18 protein-coding genes are annotated in these 18,137 nt (G+C 63.5%); 11 read left to right on the forward strand and 7 right to left on the reverse strand.

Going from position 1 to position 18,137, the window contains the following annotated elements:
* Positions 1-28: 28 nt before the first annotated feature.
* From TO66_RS27740 to TO66_RS27785, 10 genes are all read left to right on the forward strand, one after another.
* On the forward strand, positions 29-487 hold the full coding sequence (locus TO66_RS27740) for an N-acetyltransferase (RefSeq protein ID WP_044465272.1): 459 nt from the start codon (positions 29-31) through the stop codon (positions 485-487).
* A 241-nt stretch (positions 488-728) separates the two neighbouring features.
* Positions 729-1,385 carry a DedA family protein gene (locus TO66_RS27745; protein WP_044465273.1) on the forward strand — a complete coding sequence of 219 codons (657 nt, stop codon included), beginning with the start codon at positions 729-731 and terminating at the stop codon, positions 1,383-1,385.
* Between the two features lie 5 nt (positions 1,386-1,390).
* Positions 1,391-2,200: a zinc-dependent peptidase gene (locus TO66_RS27750; protein WP_044465274.1), complete on the forward strand. Its 810-nt coding sequence runs from the start codon at positions 1,391-1,393 to the stop codon at positions 2,198-2,200.
* A 264-nt stretch (positions 2,201-2,464) separates the two neighbouring features.
* On the forward strand, positions 2,465-2,992 hold the full coding sequence (gene ppa / locus TO66_RS27755; protein WP_044465275.1) for an inorganic diphosphatase: 528 nt from the start codon (positions 2,465-2,467) through the stop codon (positions 2,990-2,992).
* 858 nt (positions 2,993-3,850) lie between these two features.
* Entirely contained in the window at positions 3,851-7,243 is a 3,393-nt protein-coding gene (locus TO66_RS27760) for a rhamnan synthesis F family protein (protein WP_044466175.1), read from the forward strand.
* Positions 7,244-7,327: 84 nt separating this feature from the next.
* On the forward strand, positions 7,328-8,263 hold the full coding sequence (locus TO66_RS27765) for a LysR family transcriptional regulator (RefSeq protein WP_044465276.1): 936 nt from the start codon (positions 7,328-7,330) through the stop codon (positions 8,261-8,263).
* Between the two features lie 105 nt (positions 8,264-8,368).
* Complete coding sequence (locus tag TO66_RS27770; RefSeq protein ID WP_044465277.1) at positions 8,369-10,006, forward strand: GMC family oxidoreductase; 1,638 nt, start codon at positions 8,369-8,371, stop codon at positions 10,004-10,006.
* A gap of 14 nt (positions 10,007-10,020) precedes the next feature.
* On the forward strand, positions 10,021-11,475 hold the full coding sequence (locus tag TO66_RS27775) for an aldehyde dehydrogenase family protein (RefSeq protein WP_044465278.1): 1,455 nt from the start codon (positions 10,021-10,023) through the stop codon (positions 11,473-11,475).
* 54 nt (positions 11,476-11,529) lie between these two features.
* On the forward strand, positions 11,530-12,639 hold the full coding sequence (locus TO66_RS27780; RefSeq protein ID WP_044465279.1) for an alkene reductase: 1,110 nt from the start codon (positions 11,530-11,532) through the stop codon (positions 12,637-12,639).
* A gap of 116 nt (positions 12,640-12,755) precedes the next feature.
* Positions 12,756-13,694 (forward strand): catalase family peroxidase, encoded by a 939-nt coding sequence (locus tag TO66_RS27785; protein ID WP_052506156.1) that lies wholly within the window; start codon positions 12,756-12,758, stop codon positions 13,692-13,694.
* Between the two features lies 1 nt (position 13,695).
* Here TO66_RS27785 and TO66_RS33735 read toward each other — a convergent pair whose 3' ends face one another.
* Complete coding sequence (locus TO66_RS33735) at positions 13,696-13,842, reverse strand: hypothetical protein (protein ID WP_177330381.1); 147 nt, start codon at positions 13,840-13,842, stop codon at positions 13,696-13,698.
* A 95-nt stretch (positions 13,843-13,937) separates the two neighbouring features.
* The gene (locus tag TO66_RS27795; RefSeq protein ID WP_044465280.1) at positions 13,938-14,213 is read right to left on the reverse strand and encodes an addiction module antidote protein; all 276 of its coding nucleotides are present in this window, start codon (positions 14,211-14,213) and stop codon (positions 13,938-13,940) included.
* 62 nt (positions 14,214-14,275) lie between these two features.
* On the opposite strand from TO66_RS27795, the gene TO66_RS27800 reads away from it, so the two are divergent.
* Positions 14,276-14,725 carry a DUF3828 domain-containing protein gene (locus tag TO66_RS27800; RefSeq protein WP_044465281.1) on the forward strand — a complete coding sequence of 150 codons (450 nt, stop codon included), beginning with the start codon at positions 14,276-14,278 and terminating at the stop codon, positions 14,723-14,725.
* Positions 14,726-14,749: 24 nt separating this feature from the next.
* Here the strand turns inward: TO66_RS27800 and TO66_RS27805 are convergent, their stop codons facing one another.
* The 5 genes from TO66_RS27805 to TO66_RS33515 all read right to left on the reverse strand — a co-directional run bounded on the left by TO66_RS27805 (position 14,750) and on the right by TO66_RS33515 (position 18,042).
* On the reverse strand, positions 14,750-15,760 hold the full coding sequence (locus tag TO66_RS27805) for an NAD(P)-dependent alcohol dehydrogenase (protein WP_177330451.1): 1,011 nt from the start codon (positions 15,758-15,760) through the stop codon (positions 14,750-14,752).
* Positions 15,761-15,817: 57 nt separating this feature from the next.
* Entirely contained in the window at positions 15,818-16,117 is a 300-nt protein-coding gene (locus TO66_RS27810; protein ID WP_044465283.1) for a helix-turn-helix transcriptional regulator, read from the reverse strand.
* 65 nt (positions 16,118-16,182) lie between these two features.
* Positions 16,183-17,274, reverse strand: coding sequence for a copper-containing nitrite reductase (nirK, locus tag TO66_RS27815; RefSeq protein WP_044465284.1), 1,092 nt, complete (start codon positions 17,272-17,274; stop codon positions 16,183-16,185).
* A 276-nt stretch (positions 17,275-17,550) separates the two neighbouring features.
* A complete protein-coding gene (locus TO66_RS27820) occupies positions 17,551-17,793 on the reverse strand; it encodes a hypothetical protein (RefSeq protein WP_148558614.1) in 243 nt (80 codons plus the stop codon).
* Positions 17,794-17,886: 93 nt separating this feature from the next.
* Positions 17,887-18,042: a hypothetical protein gene (locus TO66_RS33515; protein WP_155736162.1), complete on the reverse strand. Its 156-nt coding sequence runs from the start codon at positions 18,040-18,042 to the stop codon at positions 17,887-17,889.
* Positions 18,043-18,137 lie beyond the last annotated feature (95 nt).

Here is an 18,137-nt window from a genome sequence, read left to right on the forward strand (position 1 = left end):
TCGTATCCATTCGAAGTTGAGGACAACCATGCGGATTACTCAAGCGACCCTCGAACACCTGGATCTGTTGACGCCCCTGTTCGTCAAATACCGTGAGTTCTATGGCGCCCTGCCGTTTCCGGACTCGTCCCGGGCCTTCCTGGAAAAGCGCCTGCGCCGCAAGGAGTCGGTGATCTATCTGGCGCTGCCCGACGATGACGACAAGAAACTCCTGGGTTTCTGCCAGCTCTACCCCAGCTTCTCCTCCCTGTCGCTCAAGCGCGTGTGGATCCTCAACGATATCTATGTCGCCGAAGACGCCCGCCGCCAGCTGGTGGCCGACAACCTGATCCGTACCGCGAAGAAAATGGCCAAGGACACCCATGCCGTGCGCATGCGGGTCTCGACCAACAGCGACAACGAAGTGGCGCAGAAAACCTATGAATCCATCGGTTTTCGCGAAGACACCGAGTTCAAGAGCTACGTCCTGCCGATCAGCGACGACTAGGCCCGAATGTTTCGCGGCCTTCGCCAGTCCCCTCGTCGGGGCCGGCGCAGGCCGCGGGCTGTGGTTCCGGGCCGGCCATCCGCACACGACACTCCCCGCTACAAACTCAACGCCCATTTCACATTTCAGGTCTTATAATGCCGACCTTTTCGGGGCATAAGATCAATCCGCACTAGCTGTAAGCTTTTGCCCCAGTCATCGCACAGATCCGCTGAGTCGGGTCATCACCACAGGTGCTTCAATGGATTTCAACCCGATCGACCTCATCCTTCATCTCGATGTTTACCTCGACATGCTGGTGACCAACTACGGGCCATGGATCTACGCCATCCTGTTCCTGGTGATTTTCTGCGAGACCGGCCTGGTGGTGATGCCCTTCCTGCCGGGCGACTCCCTGCTGTTCATCGCCGGCGCGGTGGCGGCCGGTGGCGGCATGGATCCGGTGCTGCTCGGCGGCTTGCTGATGCTGGCGGCGATCCTCGGCGACAGCACCAACTACATCATCGGGCGTACGGTGGGCGAACGCCTGTTCAGTAACCCGGACTCGAAGATCTTCCGCCGCGACTACCTGCAGAAGACCCACGACTTCTATGATCGCCACGGCGGCAAGACCGTGACCCTGGCGCGTTTCCTGCCGATCATCCGCACCTTCGCGCCGTTCGTCGCCGGCGTGGCCAAGATGCCTTACCCGCGTTTCTTCGCCTTCAGCGTGGCCGGCACCATCCTCTGGGTCGGTGGCCTGGTGACCCTGGGCTACTTCTTCGGCAACGTGCCGTTCATCAAGAAGAACCTGTCGCTGCTGGTGGTGGGCATCATCCTGCTGTCGCTGGTGCCGATGATCATCGGCGTGGTGCGCAGCCGCCTGGGCCGCTCGGCGGCCAAGGCCGAAAGCCACTGATCGACATGTGGCCCCTCAGCGCCTGGCGCCGCCGGCGCCGTCTGGCCCGGCACCCGATTGCCGATGAGATGTGGCAACGGGTGCGCCAGCACCTGCCCTTTCTCGATGGCCTGAGTGCCGCCGAAGACCAGTGGCTGCGGGAAACCAGCGTGCTGTTTCTCGATGAAAAACACCTGAGCGCCCTGCCCGGCGTCGAGCTGCACCAGTTCGAGCGCCTGCTGCTGGCGGCCCAGGCCCAGTTGCCGCTGCTGCACCTGGGGGACCTGAACTGGTATCAGGGCTTCCACGAGATCGTCCTCTACCCCGACGACTTCCTCAGCCCCCAGCGCCATCGCGACGCCAGCGGCGTCGAGCACGAATGGGACGCCGAACACAGCGGCGAAGCCTGGCAACAGGGCCCGATCATCCTGGCCTGGCCGGGGGTGCTCGCCAGCGGCGGCTGGGAAGCCTACAACCTGGTGATCCACGAACTGGCGCACAAGCTGGACATGCTCAACGGCGACGCCAACGGCCTGCCGCCGCTGCATGGCGACATGCGCGTCAGCGACTGGGCCCAGGCGATGCAGGCGGCCTACGACGACCTCAATCGCCAGCTCGACCACGACCCCGACGCCGAAACCGCCATCGATCCCTATGCCGCGGAAAACCCCGCCGAGTTCTTCGCCGTCACCAGCGAATACTTCTTCAGCGCCCCGGACCTGCTCCACCAGGCATACCCACGGGTGTACGAGCAATTGCAGCTGTTTTACCGTCAGGATCCGCTGGCCCGGCTCCAGCACCTGCAAGCCAGCGACCCGCATTATCAGCAACACTGACGCCCCGGACCGCAACGGCCGTTGGCCGGCGCTAAAAATCGCCGGTCCCGGCACGTCTATCTGAACTAAACGCGTCGCGGCGACTCTTCCTTGTGCACGCGAGCGCCGGGCGGCAGTTGCCGCACGGGCTTCGCGGCAGCATCCCCCTGGCTGTCCATACGTCCTTCGGTACGTGGCACAGCCTGGGGAATGTGCCTATAATCGCCGCCACTTTTTGGTCAATCCGGCCAAGACATTTTGGTCAACTAACGGGGGCATCGCCCAATGAGCTACAGCAAGATTCCGGCTGGCAAAGACCTGCCGAACGACATCTACGTCGCAATCGAGATCCCGGCCAACCACGCGCCGATCAAATACGAAATCGACAAAGACAGCGACTGCCTGTTCGTTGACCGTTTCATGGCCACCCCGATGTTCTACCCGGCCAACTACGGTTTCATCCCGAACACCCTGGCCGACGACGGGGATCCCCTCGACGTGCTGGTCGTCACCCCTTACCCGGTTGCCCCAGGCTCGGTGATCCGTGCCCGTCCGGTCGGCGTCCTGAACATGACCGACGACGGCGGCGGCGATGCCAAAGTCATCGCGGTGCCACACGACAAGCTGTCCCAGCTGTACGTCGACGTGAAGGAATACACCGACCTGCCACCGCTGCTGATCCAGCAGATCGAGCACTTCTTCGCGAACTACAAAGACCTGGAAAAAGGCAAGTGGGTGAAGATCGAAGGCTGGGCCGGCGCAGACGCCGCTCGCGACGCGATCAGCAAGTCGGTTGCCGCCTACAAGGGCTAAAAGCAGCTGCACGCTTGCAGCGACAAGCCTCAAGAAAAAGCCCCGGTCATCCGGGGCTTTTTCTTGCCTGTCGAATCTTGCCCCCAGACGCCAGACATCTGGGCTTTTTGCCTGCCATTAGCGCTTCGTGCTGGGAATTTCCTTCGCAAATCAGTATGCTGCGCCCCACCTTCGCGCATCGACCTATCCAATCGGTCAGATCCGCCCGACGCGGCAGATGATTTTCTCGCCACGTCCCACAGCCAGCCGCCAGAGCTGGGTGTACGTTTTGCAGGCTGGTGCGGTTTACCAAAAATGAACCAAGCCAGTCCCCGAGAAGCCGGCCACAAGCCGGCTTTTTATTTGTCCGAAATATTCCCATTCCATCCAAGAACCCACCCGGTGGACTAGATATTACAAGGGCTCCAGGAATCCCCCTGTCCAATGGTGTTTAACACCTGGTGGTTGATGGCCTGGTGGGCTGCGGTTCGAAGGATGCGGGTCAACGCGGTAAGTCGCCCTACATACATCGCAGCGAATAGATTTTCCCTAACACCATTCAGAAACGTCTTATTTATCCCCCTCCCCCAAACCCCGCATGCTTTGCCCCCCGCCAATCTGCCTGGCGCCTGAGCGCAACCTGGTTGCCCAGCCCCTGATCGAAGCCCATTGCCGACTCGAACCAGCCCCTGGACGCCGTAGCACTCTCTACCTACACGCCGCGCCCCTCACCAGAGGACCCCAGCCGCCATGACCTTTACCCTCAACGACCGCCTACTTACACTGGACCAATTCCCTCTCGACCCGGCTTCCGACACCCAGCCTGCCAACGCACTCAGCAGCGCAGACTCGTTCGCCGAGGAGTGCGAAGTGCTGGTTATGGAGCAGCCCGCTCTCGAGGACGGCGCCCCACCAGTCGGCGTGGTTATCCATGCGTATCACCCCGATATTCTGCAAGACATTTTGCGGCGTTTGATTCACCTGCCGGAACGCCTGCACCTATACGTAACCTGCGTGGCCAACCGTGACGATGCGGTACGCGACCAGCTGGCGGCCAGCGGGCTGAGCTATTCGCTGTTTCGGGTGCCCAACCACGGGAGGGATGTCTTGCCATTCTTGCGCGTGCTGCCGTTTTTACGCGCCGATAACATCCACACGCTGGTCAAGCTGCACACCAAGCGCTCGGCGCACTTAGGCGTGGCGAATTCCTGGGCCCAGGACCTTTTCGATGACCTGCTGAGCCCTGCGCGCTTCCGCCATTCGGTAAAACACCTTGACGACCCGGCGCACCATCCACTGCTCGGCCCCGAGCGGTACAGGCTGCCGGTCAGCAGAAGCCTTGATGGCAGCAACCGCACACACCTGGTCGCCCTGGCCGAGCGTGCTGGCATTGATCCACGCCACATCGACGAGGCGTTTTTTTTTGCCGGCACCATGTTCTTCGTGCGCACCGAAGCGTTGATCCCCCTGGAACGGATGCACCTGACGGGTAAAGATTTCGAAACTGAACGCGGCCAGCTTGACGGCACCCTGGCACACGCCATGGAACGCTTTTTTGGCGTGCTCGCGAATATCGGCAAACAACAGCGCAATCTCAACCTGTACCGGCGCTGGCTGGACACTCGGCAACTGACAGCCGGCGAATCAGAAGGTCTGCCGGCGCGACTGGCGAGCTGGCCACGGCAACTGGACGTGTTGCTGGTGTTGACCGATACCACCGGTGACATCGCGTTGTTGCGTTCCAGCCTGGAAAGCATCGACCGTCAGCTTTACCGGGCGGCGGCCATCGTGGTGCTGTCCGATGCAGAACCGGCAGGGGTGACGCCAGCCGACAATCTGGTCTGGCTGCCACTGGCTGAATCCTGGCCGAGCCAGCTCAATGAGCTATTGCAGGAGATTCAGGTCGACTGGTGTTACCTGCTGCGGGGCGGCGACCAGCTCGACCCCCATGCGCTGCTATTACTCGCCGAAGGCGTCGCCCTGAACCCCGGCGTCAGCGCTTGCTACAGCGATGAAGACTCGCTGGGCGCAACCGGCTGCCAGAACCCGATATTCAAGCCGGACCTGAACCTGGATCTGTTGCGCAGTTATCCGTATGTCGGCCGAGCTCTGGCCTTCAGTCGCGAGGCTGTGCTGGCTGCCGATGGCTTCGATCCCGCCTTCACCGAACTGGCCCCCCATGACCTGCTCTATCGGCTGGTGGAAACCCATGGGCTGGGCACCGTCGGGCACCTCGCGGATGTGCTGGTTCACCAGGCAATCGACTTTGTCCAGTGGCTCGGCGAACCCCAGGTCATTGCGCACTCGGCGGCTATAGTCGAGGCGCACTTGCAGCGCCTGGGCGTGGCTCATGAACTGCGCGCAGGCCCCTTGCCGGTGGCTAACCGCGTGGTTTATCAACACGCCGGGCAGCCGCTGGTGTCCATCCTTATTCCCACCAGGGATTGCCTGCCGATGCTGCTCCGTTGCGTCGAAAGCATCATGGAGAAAACCCGCTATACGAATTACGAACTGATCATCATCGATAACAACAGTGAAACCGCCGAAGCCCTGGACTGGTTCGCGGGAGTGGAGCGCTTGAACGACGCCAAGGTGCGCATCCTGCGTTACCCTCAACCTTTCAACTACTCGGCGATCAACAATTTTGCCGCCAGCCAGGCCCGTGGTGAATATCTGGTGCTGCTCAACAATGACACCGCGGTCATTGATGGGGACTGGCTTGACGCATTGCTCCATCACGCCCAGCGGCCGGAAGTAGGCATCGTCGGCGCCAAATTATTGTTCCCTGACGGGGCTATTCAACATGCAGGTGTGGTACTCGGCTTGGGCGGCGTCGCAGAGCACCCGTTCATCCGCGATCCCCTGCAGTCCAACGGCTACCTTCACCGTTTGCAGGTTGACCAGAACTACAGTGCGGTGACCGCTGCCTGCCTGATGATCCGAACCGAGCTGTACCACCAGGTGGGCGGATTGGACGAGGTCGGCCTGGGGGTTTCCTATAACGACGTAGACCTGTGCCTGAAAGTCGGCCAGGCCGGACGACTGATCGTCTGGACGCCTTATGCGGTGCTCATGCATGAAGCCAACGTGAGCCAGAACAAGGTCGATTCGACCAAGCAGCAAGCCAAGCGTGAGCGCTTCAAACGCGAACAATCGGTGATGTACCAGCGTTGGCTACCGTTGCTCGCCAACGACCCGGCCTACAACCGCAACCTGACCTTGACAGGCAGCGGCTTCGCCCACGACTACCGCAGCGAGTCTGGCTGGCAACCGTTCGCCAGTCGCCTGATGCCTTACGCGCTGTGCTACCCCGGCGACTCTTTCGGTAGCGGACATTATCGGGTGCGTCAGCCCCTGGCTGCCCTGAAAGCCGCGCAGCTGGTTGAGGGTATGGTGAGCGACTGGGTGCTTCAACCCGTAGAGTTGGAACGCCTGGCGCCGGACACGATCATTTTCCAGCGACAACTCACGGACCCTCAGCTGGAAGTCATCCAGAACACCAAGGCATTCTCCAACGCCTTCAAGGTTTACGAACTGGATGACTACGTTCTCGACGTGCCCGCTGGCAACGCAGCCCGCGAACTGCTTCCCAAAGACATCGCCAAACGCCTGAAAAAAGCGCTGGGTCTGTGCGACCGACTGGTGGTGTCGACCCACCCCCTGGCCAATGCGCTAAAGGACTTCAACGCCGACATTCGGGTGATGGAGAACCGCCTGCCGAGCCAGTGGTGGAGCGACCTGCGCAGCCATCGCCGCCAAGGCCGCAAGCCTCGGGTCGGCTGGGCCGGCGGCTCGAGCCACAGCGAAGACTTGCAAGTCATTGCCGAAGTGGTTCGTGAACTGGCGGGGGAGGTGGAATGGGTGTTCATGGGCATGTGCCCACCGGCGCTGCGTCCCTATGTTCACGAGTTCCATAAGGGTGTGAATATCGAGAAATACCCGGCACGCCTGGCAGGTTTAAACCTGGACCTGGCCTTGGCACCTCTCAAGGACAATATTTTCAACGCGTGTAAAAGCAATTTACGGCTACTTGAATACGGCGCCTGTGGCTTCCCGGTGATCTGCTCGGACATCCTCTGCTATCGCGGTGATTTTCCGGTGACCCGGGTCAGGAACAGGCCCAAAGACTGGATTGCCGCGATTCGCGAACATCTCGCTGAACCCGACGCCAGCGCCAGGGCCGGAGATGCCTTGCGCAGCGTGGTGCTCGATAACTGGATGCTCAGGGAAGAACACCTGCTGGCGTGGCGAAACGCCTGGCTGAAGGACTGACTGACCGGGCAGGCAAATCCCCGGCGACGAAACACCCGCCGCCGTGCCAGAGTAAAAAAGACTCCCCTACTGGCGGTACAGAACTTGAACAAGCTGTCCGAAATGCACTTCTTCGTCGCCGTGGTCGACACCGGCAGTATTTCCGAAGCCGCAAGGCGCCTGGGCACGGCCAAATCCATGGTCAGCCAGCGGATCCAGCAACTGGAAAAACGCCTGGGCAGCATCCTCCTCGAACGCGGGCGCCAGGTGCGCCTGACCGAACCCGGCCAGGTCTTCTATCACCATTGCGTGCGCATCCTGGCCGATGTCGAAGACGCCGAGGACGCGGTACAGGCCTTCGCCTCAACCCTGCGCGGCAGCCTGCGCCTGGCCGCGCCCATGGCGTTCAGCATTCGCTACCTGACGCCGATCCTGTCGTCTTTCGCCGTGCGTTATCCCGAGCTGCGCCTGGACGTCGAATTCGATGATCGCTACGTGAACCTGCAAGAAGAACACTTCGACGCGGCCATTCGCATCGGCGAATTGCCCGACTCGTCCCTGATCGCCAAGACCATCGCCTGCAACCGCCATGTCATCTGCGCCAGCCCCGCCTACCTGGCGGCCCGCGGGACACCGCGGTCCCCGGAGGAACTGGCCGGCCACGACGCCCTGCTGTACGTGAATCGCGAACCCCATGGCATGTGGACCCTGCCGGTCGGCGAGCAACTGGAGTCGTTCCGGGTGCGTTGCCGCATGCGCACCAACAACGGTTATCAGCTGATGGAAGCCGCCAAGGCCGGCATGGGCCTGGCGATCCTGCCGACCTTTCTCGCCGTCGACGCCCTGCTCGCCGGCGAGTTGCAGGTGGTGCTGGAGCCCCACGCACCTCGCGGCGGCCACATCTGCGCGGTGTATCGCCAGTCCCACCGGGCCTCGCCCCGACTGGAGGCGCTGGTCGGCTTCCTCAGCGAACAGATCGGCAGCCCGCCGGTCTGGGAGCAGCAGTTGGCGGCGCACGCGCAGTCGCTGGAACGTTCGTGAAAAGCGGAACCACGATTCGGTTTTTGCCGGCTTATTGAGCCTCCCCGCCTGTTTTAGCCTCCCTGTACCAGACGCCCCACCCCGCGTCTGACAGGGAGAAGACCCATGAAAGAACCGTTGAACAACCCCGCACGCCGTGCCGTGCTCGCTGGCGGCGTAGTGGTTGCCGCCACCCTGGCCGCAGGCAGCGGCCTGGCCCAGGCGCTGGAGGCGGACAAGAACACCGGCAAGGCTGCCGGCCCTGCGACCCCGGTCGATGTGCTCATTGTCGGCGGGGGCTCCGCCGGCGCGGTACTGGCCCGGCGCCTGAGCGAAAACGGCAAGCGCCGGGTACTGCTGCTGGAGGCCGGCCACAGCTACGGCCCGCACAGTTACCCAGAGATCCTGGCCAAGAGCGACATCGTCGGCGCCAATGGCAACCCCGAGTTCGAATGGGGCTACAAGACCCAGCCCGGCTACATCGATCACCCGATCGGCGCGCTGCGCGGCAAAGTCCTGGGTGGCAGCTCGGCGATCAACGGCGCCGTGGCGATCCGCGCCCGCCCGACCGATTTCAAGCGCTGGAACCTGCCAGGCTGGAGCTACGACGAGCTGCTGCCGTCGTTCAAGAAACTGGAAACCCACAGCGGCGGCTCTTCCGCCCTGCATGGCCATGAAGGCCCGCTGCCAGTGCATCAACTGCTGCGCGCCGATGTCACGCCCATGCAACAAGCCTTCATGGACGCCACCCTCGCCAATGGCTTCAAACTCGTGGCCGACTTCGACGGTCCCGATGCCAACGGCGTCAGCCCGTACCCGATGAACATCGTCGACGGCGTGCGGGTGAACACCGGCATGGCCTACCTGACGGACGAAGTGCGCGCGCGCAAGAACCTCGAGATCCGCCCCGACAGCCTAGTGGACAAGGTGCTGTTCGAGGGCAAGCGGGCCATCGGCGTGCAACTGGCCAATGGTGAAAAACTGCTGGCCGGCGAAGTCATCTTGTCGGCCGGCACCTATGGCAGCGCCGCCATCCTGCTGCGCTCCGGCGTGGGCCCGGAGGCCGGGCTGCGCGCCCTGCAGATTGCGCAAGTGGCCGAGTTGCCGGTGGGCCAGCACCTGGTGGACCACCCGTTCTACTACAACGCCTATGCGGCCAGGCCCGAACGGATCGGCCGCCAGTCGCCCGCCATCGGCGCCAAGCTCTGGACCCACAGCCGCAGCGCGGAAAACGGCGACCTCGACCTGCACATCACCGCCACCCACCTGTTCCCCCACGACCAGAGCCCGACCAAGGTCGGCTTCGTCCTCGCCGTGGCCCTGACCCGGCCGCTGTCCGAGGGCAAGCTGACGCTGGCCAGCCGCGACCCGTTCGTGGCGCCGAAGATCGACCTGAACTTCCTCGCCGAGGAAAAGGACCGCCAGCGCCTGCTGGACGGCATTCGCCTGGCCCGCAAGATCGGCAGCACGGCGCCGCTGAACGGGCTGATCCACTCGGAACTCAACCCCGGGGCCGGCAAGGACTCCGACGAGGCCTTGCTGGCCAGCGTCAAGGCCAGCCTCGACACCTATCACCACCCGACCTCGACGGCGCCCATGGGCCGTCCCGGCGATGCCCGGGCCGTGGTCGACCTGGAGGCGCGGGTCATCGGCCTGCAAGGCCTGCGCGTAGTGGATGCGTCGATCTTCCCCGACGTGCCGTCGGTGGCCACCAACATCACCGTGATCGCCACCGCCGAACACATTGCCCGCCATTACGCCTGACCGAGGAACGCACGATGAACAACACACCGGCACTGAACTGGATCGACGGCCAATGGCTGGACTCCGGCGACTACAAGGACTCCATCGACCCGGCGACCTACGAGCGCATCGGCCGGTACGCCGAGGGCGGCCTGCACGAGGCGCAGCAGGGTATCGCGGCCGCGCAGCGGGCCTTTCGCCACGACCCCTGGAAAGACGACCGCGGCCTGCGCGCCCGGGCGCTGCTGGAATTGGCCGACGCCTTCGAACGCAACGCCAGCGCGCTGATCGAGACCCTGGCGCTGGAGAACGGCAAGATCAAGCCAGAGGCTGAGTTCGAAGTCAGCATGGTGCCTTCCAAGTTGCGCTACTACGCCTCCCTGGCCCGGACCGAATATGGCCGCGCCGCCGAACCCAGGCCCGGGCGCCTGTCCCTGGTGCTGCGCCAGGCCGTGGGCGTGGCGGGCATCATCGTGCCGTGGAACTCGCCGGTGGTGCTGATGATCCGTTCGCTCGCCCCCGCCCTGGCGGCCGGCTGCACCACGGTGATCAAAATGCCGGGGCAGACCGCCCAGACCAACGCCCTGGTGGCACGGGTCATGGCCGAGGCGCCCTCGCTGCCCAAGGGCGTGATCAACCTGTTCAGCGAACTGGGCGCGGCAGGCTCCAAGCACCTGGTGGAGTCGCCCCATGTCCCGGTGATCAGCTTCACCGGCAGCACCGGCACCGGGCGAGCGATATCGGCCGTGGGCGCCCAGCACCTCAAGCGCTTCGGCCTGGAACTGGGTGGCAAGACCCCCATGCTGGTGTTCGCCGACGCCGACCTCGACGCCGTGGTGCCGACCCTGGAGAAAGCCCTGACCGTCTTCGCCGGGCAGTTCTGCATGACCGGCTCGCGGCTGCTGGTGCAGCGCGAAATCGCCCCGGTCTTGAGCGAGCGCCTGGCGGCCCGGCTCAAGGCCGTGCGGGTCGGGCCGGCCGCCGATCCGGCCAGCGAAATGGGGCCCTTGATCGACAAGCCCAACGTACAGCGAGTCAACCAGGTGGTCGAAGAGGCGATTGCCGCCGGCGCCCAGGTCCTGGTGCGCGGGGGCCCGGTGACCGAAGGCGTCCTGGCCAGGGGCGCGTTCTATCGCCCGACCCTGCTCCAGGTCAGCGACCCGAAAATGCCGATCGTGCAACGCGAAACCTTCGGCCCGGTGCTGACCCTGCAGGTCTTCGACAGCGAAGCCGAAGCCATCGAGCTGGCCAACGACAGCGAGTTCGGCCTCGCGGCCAGCGTCTGGACCCGCGACGGCGACCGCTCGCTGCGCGTCGCCCGGGAGCTGGAAGCCGGCACGGTGTGGGTCAACGACTGGGCGGTGGTCTACGACGAATTCGAGGAGGGCGGCTTCAAGCAGTCCGGCCAGGGCCGCCTCAACGGCGTCGCGGCCATGGATGACTTTGTCGAGTACAAGCACATCGCCCTCAACCCCGGCCCGCGCCAATAGTGTCCACGCGCCTGCGTCGCTGGCGGCGCAGGCGCCATTGCCGAGAAATCGCCCATGTGCAATCCCAAGACTCTGCTGTCCCCCCTGCCCATCGGCCCCGTCACCCTGGCCAATCGGGTGTTGATGGCCCCCATGACCCGTGCGCGCTCGGCCCAGCCCGGCGACATCCCCACCGCCCTCAACGCCGAGTATTACGGCCAGCGCGCCGGGGCCGGGCTGATCATCAGCGAAGGCATCCCGGTGTCGCCCGCGGCCAAGGGCTACGCCTACACGCCGGGGCTCTACACCGACGCCCAGCAGGCCGGCTGGAAGCGCGTCACCGACCAGGTGCATGCCAATGGCGGCCTGATAGCCGCGCAGCTGTGGCACGTCGGACGCATCGCTCATCATTCGGTGCTGCCGGCGGGGCAACCGCCCCTGGCGCCTTCGGCCGTGCGGGCGCGCAGCAAGACCTTTGCCTTCACCGAGGACGGCCTGCCGGGCATGGTCGATTGCGACCCGCCCCAGGCCCTGAGCCATGAGGGTATCGCCGCGGTGATCGAGGAATTCGTCCAGGCCGCGCGGCGAGCCATGGCCGCCGGCTTCGACCTGGTGGAACTGCATGGCGCCAATGGTTATCTGCTGGAACAGTTCCTGTCCGTCAGCACCAACCAGCGTACCGACAGCTACGGCGGCGCCCTGGAAAACCGCGCGCGTTTCGTGCTCGAAGTGGTCAATGCGGTGGCCGCCGCGATTGGCGCCGAACGGGTGGGCATCCGCCTCTCGCCCTGGTGCCCGCCCGTCGTCAACGACATGGACTTCCATGTCGAAGCCCGTGACATCACGCTCTATCTGGCCGCCGCGCTCAGCGCCCGGGGCATCGCTTATCTGCACCTCGCGGAATGGCCTGGCGCGCCCTACCCGCCCGGTTTTCGCCAGCAACTGCGCGCCGCGTTCAATGGTGCCATCCTGGTCTGTGGCGGCTACCGCCAGGACACCGCGCAGCACTTGCTGGAGCAAGGCCTTGTCGATGCCGTGGCGTTCGGCAAACCCTTCATCGCCAACCCCGACCTGCCCCGGCGCTTCGCCCTCCGCGCCCCGCTGACGGAACCCGACGGCAGTACCTTCTACGGTGGCGACGCCCGGGGCTACACCGACTATCCCGCGCTCCCGGTCCAGGGCTGAAGCGCATGGGCCGGCCAAGATATCGGACGACCGCGCTGCTGGGGGCATTGGCGCTGGCCTTGCCCCTGGCCAGCGTCCAGGCCGCAGACACACCACCTCCTGCCAGGAATCCAGCCATGAATCAGGAAGCGCTCTACGACGCGTTGCTCGATGCGCTCTACGCCACCTTCGGCCAGCATCCGGGCTTTCGGGTGGCCCATGCCAAGGGCGTACTGGCCCAGGGCACTTTCGTCGCGAGCCACGGCGCCGCTACGGTCAGTCGTGCGGCGCATTTTCAAGGGCAACCGGTGCCGGTGCTGCTGCGCTTTTCCAATTTCAGCGGCGTGCCAGGCACCCGCGACGGCGACCCCATGGCCAGCCCCCATGGGCTGGCGATCCGTTTTTTCCTGGGCAACGGCCAAGCCACGGACATCGTCGCGCATTCGTTCAACGGTTTTCCGGTCGCCACCCCACAGGAGTTCCTCGGCCTCCTGCAAGGCATCGCCGCCAGCACGGCCACGCCGTCCGACTCGGCACCGCTGGAGCATTTCCTCGCCAGCCATCCGCGGGCCAGGCAGTTTCTCGACGCCGCCAAGCCGGCCCCACGCAGCTACGCCAGCATCGAGTATTTCGCGGTCAATGCGTTGGCGTTCAGCAATACCCAGGGCGAACAGCGCATGGGCCGCTACCGCATCGAGCCCCTGGAACCCAGCCAGCACACAGCGCCGCTGAGCGCCGAACAGGCCGCGGCCATGCCGGACGACTACCTGCAGGACGAGCTGCGCACGCGCCTGGACAACGGGCCGGTGCGGCTGCGCCTGGTGCTGCAACTGGCAGAGCCCGGGGACGCGCTCGACGATGGCTCCATTGCCTGGTCGCGCGAAAACGAGGAAGTGGTGCTGGGCACCCTGAGCCTCGACCGGCTGGTCCCGCCCGAGGCCCAGCAGGCCGAGCAACAGCGCCTGGACTTCAACCCCGGCCGCTTGCCGGACGGCATCGCGCCCAGCCCGGACCCGATGATCGAAGCCCGCCAGGGCATCTACCAGCGGGCCATGGCAAGACGGCGCCAGCCATGACTCATGGCCGGCGCCCGGCACTCAATGGCTGAGCATCTGCAAGGGCCAGCAGGTCGGTGGCGCTCAGCCCGGTCAACGGGTTGACCGGCTGGCAGAGCATCAGCCGCAGCACCTGCAGGCGATCAGCAGCCTCCACCAGGCGCAACATCTCCCCGCGGTTGGCATAAAAGGGGCGAATATTGATCGGCCCGCTGCAAGCCTGAAGTAAAACCTTCGCAGGGATTGATGTGGGCAGCCCCCTCATCAAGACGCCCCATGCACCCGCGCCGTCATGTCCAGGCCCAGGGCGCGCATCACCGCCAGCAGGGTCTTGAGGGTCGGGTTGCCCTTTTCGCTGAACGAGCGGTACAGCTGCTCGCGAGACAGGCCGGTTTCATGGGCCAGTTCGGTCATGCCCTTGGCGCGGGCCACCACGCCCAGGGCCTTGGCGATGTAGCCGGCGTCGCCGGTTTCGAAGGCGTCTGCCATGAACAGGCCGATGGCGATTCCAGCCCTCGCGTGTTGAAATCGAGCAGCCAGCCATTACCTGCTGTCTCAACTGCTCAGCGTCTTGCCATCTCCATTGCCTTAAGGACGTCTCCATGAGAAAGCTGTTCCCCCTGCTGCTGCTCGCCACGGCGCTCCATCAACCCCTGGCCCTCGCCGACTGCACCAGTTCGCCCAAGCCGGTGGCGGAAGCCTTCTACAACTGGTACCTGGAAAGTTTCAGCAACGAAAAAGACCCGATCACCGACGACCTGCCACACCTGCAGCAATACGTCACCGAAGCGCTGATCGGCCGGATCAAGAAACAGATGAGCAGCCCCGAAGGGCTTGAGGAAGACTATTTCCTCAAGACCCAGGACTACATGGATGAGTGGCTGACCCGGATCAAGGTCAGCGAGCCGCAGGTGCAAGGCACCTCGGCACGCGAATCGGTGACCCTGGGCAATACGCCGGACACCACGCAGATCGTCGACCTGCTGCTGGTCAAGGACAAGGGCTGCTGGAAGATCAACGAAGTGCTGGCCACCACGGATCAGAGCGAGTGAAGCGCGGCGGCCGGCCAGGCAGGATCAGATATCGAGGACGATCTTGCCAAAGTGCTGGTTGCTTTCCTGGTAGCGGAACGCATCGGTGATCGCGTCCAGGGCAAAGTGCTTGTCCAGGACCGGATGCATGCCGTTGGCGTCGATGGCGCGGACCATATCCTGCTGCTGCCGACGGCTGCCCACCAGCACACCTTGCAGGCGCAATTGCTTGACCAGCGCGGTGACGATCGGGAACTCGCCGGCCACGCCGGTGAGAATGCCGATCACCGAGACATGGCCGCCGACCCGGGCGGCGATCATCGACTGCTCCAGGGTGGACGGACCACCCACTTCGATCACATGGTCGACGCCACGACCGGCGGTCAGCTTCTGCACGGTCTCGCCCCAGGCCGGGTCCTGGCGATAGTTGATCAGGTGATCGGCGCCGAGGGCCTTGAGCCGCTCCAGCTTGGCGTCGCTGGACGAGGTGGCGATCACCGTGGCGCCCAGCATCTTGGCGAATTGCAGGGCGAAGATCGAAACCCCGCCGGTGCCTTGCACCAGCACGGTATCGCCCGCGGTCACCCGGCCATCGTCCACCAGCGCGCGCCAGGCGGTTAGGCCGGCGGTGGTCAGGGTCGCGGCTTCGGCGTGGGTCCAGCCCTTGGGCGCGCGGGTAAAGGAAGTGGCGCGGACGGTGACGACTTCGCGGGCGTAGCCATCCACGCCATCGCCCGGCACCGTGGCAAAGCCTTCGACATTGGGTTCGCCGTCCAGCCAATCGGGGAAGAACGTGCTGACCACTGAATCGCCGACGGCGAACTCGCTGACCCCGGCGCCTACCGCGATCACTTCACCCGCGCCGTCGGCCATCGGAATGCGCGACTCGCTCGGCCCCCACATGCCGCTGACCACCGCGAAGTCGTGATAGTTGAGGGAACTGGCGCGCAGGCGCACGGTAATTTCACCGGCCTGCGGCGCCGCGGCTGGAGCCTCGCCGAGCACTACCTTGTCGTAGCCACCACCGGCTTGTACGTAGATTGCTTTCATGGACAGATCCTCCTGGGGTTGCTTTTCATTTCGTAAATTCACGAAATGTCTGGATAAAAAAACTCAGAGCTCGCGCTTCAACTGCTCGGCAAAGGCCGCCAGGGCACTTTCGTTACGGCGAAAGTAGGTCCATTTACCGATGCGCGTGGCCTCGACCAGACCGGCCTGCTGCAGGATCGCCAGATGGCTCGAGGTGCTGGACGCCGACAGCGCGGCCTTGTGCTGCAAATGGGTCATGCAGATGCCGATTTCTTTCGGCGCACCATGGCCCTGGGGCGGAAAGTTGCCTTCCGGGTCTTTCAGCCATTCGAGCATCTGCATGCGGATGTCGCTGGCCAGCGCTTTGATTTGGTCGATGAGCATGGAGGGGATATTACGTACTTTCCCGAAATGTTCAAGACTTGAGCAATATCCCCGCCGTCGACGGCCTACTTTCCGCCTTGGGTAATTGGTCCCGGCGCTTTCACCTGGGTCATCAGGTCGTCATCCCACTGCCCTTCCACCTTGACCTGGGCCAGGGCGCCCAGCTCCATGGCCTCGATCAGGTTGTGGCTGAGGTACACGTAGGTGCCCGGCTGCTTGAAGGTATACAGCGCCGCGACCGCGGAGCCGCCGGGGATGAACCAGGTTTCCATGTTGCGCTGCGGCGGGTTGGCGAACTTGCCGGTGGTCCAGACCCAATCCCCATGACCGCCGATCAGGTGCGGACGACTGTCGCGGTTGGCCTGGGAATGGATGAACAGCACGCTTTCGCCGACCTTGGCGGTCAAGGCGTTGGCGCCGGTCAGGGCGCCGACCCGGCCGTTGAACACCACATGGCTGGGCGTCAGGGTACGCATGACCGCCCGGGTGTCCTCATAGCTGGACGCCAGGGTCGGGTAGTCCTTGTAATGGCCGTCCTTGTCCTTGGGGATATACAGATCGAACTCGCCAATGGTGTACACGCGGTCGTAACGCAGGGGCTTGCCCTGGGGATCGTGCAGGCCATCGCGAGGCAGCACCATCAGCGCGCCGCTCATGCCCGACACCACATGCCACGGCACCATGCCTGGCGGCGCGCAGTGATAGACGAAGGTGCCGCTGCGGTCGGCCTTGAAGCGCAACACCACTTCCTGCCCCGGCATGACCTGGGTCAGGCCCGCCCCGCCCAGGGCGCCGGTGGCGGCGTGAAAGTCGATGTTGTGGGGCATGCTGTTGGTCGCCGGGTTGACCAGCGCCAGCTCTATATAGTCACCCTCGTGCACCACCAGGGTGGGGCCAGGCATGGAACCGTTGAAGGTCATGGCCTGCAACGTGGTGCCCTGGTCGTCGATGACCCGCTTTTTCTCTTCGACAGTCATGCGGAACTGCACCACCTTGGGCGGCCCGCTGGCGACCTGCTCGTGGGGATGAACCTGGGGCGGGGCGAGCAACTCCACCTGCACCCGCTGCAACCCTTCGGCGCCGCCAGCCAGCGCCAGGCTGCCCGCACAACTGCCCACCAGCACACAGACCCTCAATACACTTCGCAAAACACTCATTGCCGCTTCTCCCTTGCAATCAACGATGGGCCATTGCAAGGCAAGTGCCGGCAACTTTCCTTGTCTCAAAGCAAGAAATGGCGACAGGGAGATAGCAGAATCAATCTACTTTGAGAAAAGGCAAACTTTGCTCAAGGAGCAATTAAAGGAAGGAGCGACACAAACCAGGGCAAGTGATCAAATGCACAACACTTGCAGCGGTTAACAGAAACCGGTTGGATCGTGTCGCAGATAGAAGGTTTTTTGGAGCAGAGTCACAGGGGGTCCTGAGAACCGTTATTTCTTAGCCTTCTCGGCCTCCATTCGCTCTCGCTGCTTTTCCATGGCTTCGGGAAGATTCTTGATGACCTCGATTCCTAGCTTCCCAGCCCAAATCGATGTGTTAAATAGCGCCTTACCCGCTAGCGCAGCCCCGGTGATCGCAGTTTCCTTCGCCCCACTGGCACCTTTCACTTCGTTATAAGCGTCACCCAGGTCGTAATAGATCGAACGCTCTTCCCGCTGTTCTTCATCTTCCATAATCAGCTCCGTCAGCACTCTGGAACACATCTTTGAAATTGCCAAAAAATGCGGAACGGACATCATCCGCCCCGCCTGATCCGATTCGGATTCCTATTGCTCTACTGCCGAGATGATTTTTGCTTTACCACGCTCTCTTTCCTTGATCTTTTCCTTGGCCTGGCTAGCACTCGAAGCCTGTACCGTGCTGGTAATAACGGAAGAACTGTCGCCGCGGGTGAAGGTGACACGGAACGATTTATTACTCATTTACTTCTCCCTGAAGTAGAAAAATGGCGCCCTCATCCTAAGCCGCATTAACACCAAAATGCCACTACTGAAAACTCATACCAAAGGCCAATCCT

It is taken from the genome of Pseudomonas sp. MRSN 12121 (assembly GCF_000931465.1).
Classification (GTDB): domain Bacteria; phylum Pseudomonadota; class Gammaproteobacteria; order Pseudomonadales; family Pseudomonadaceae; genus Aquipseudomonas.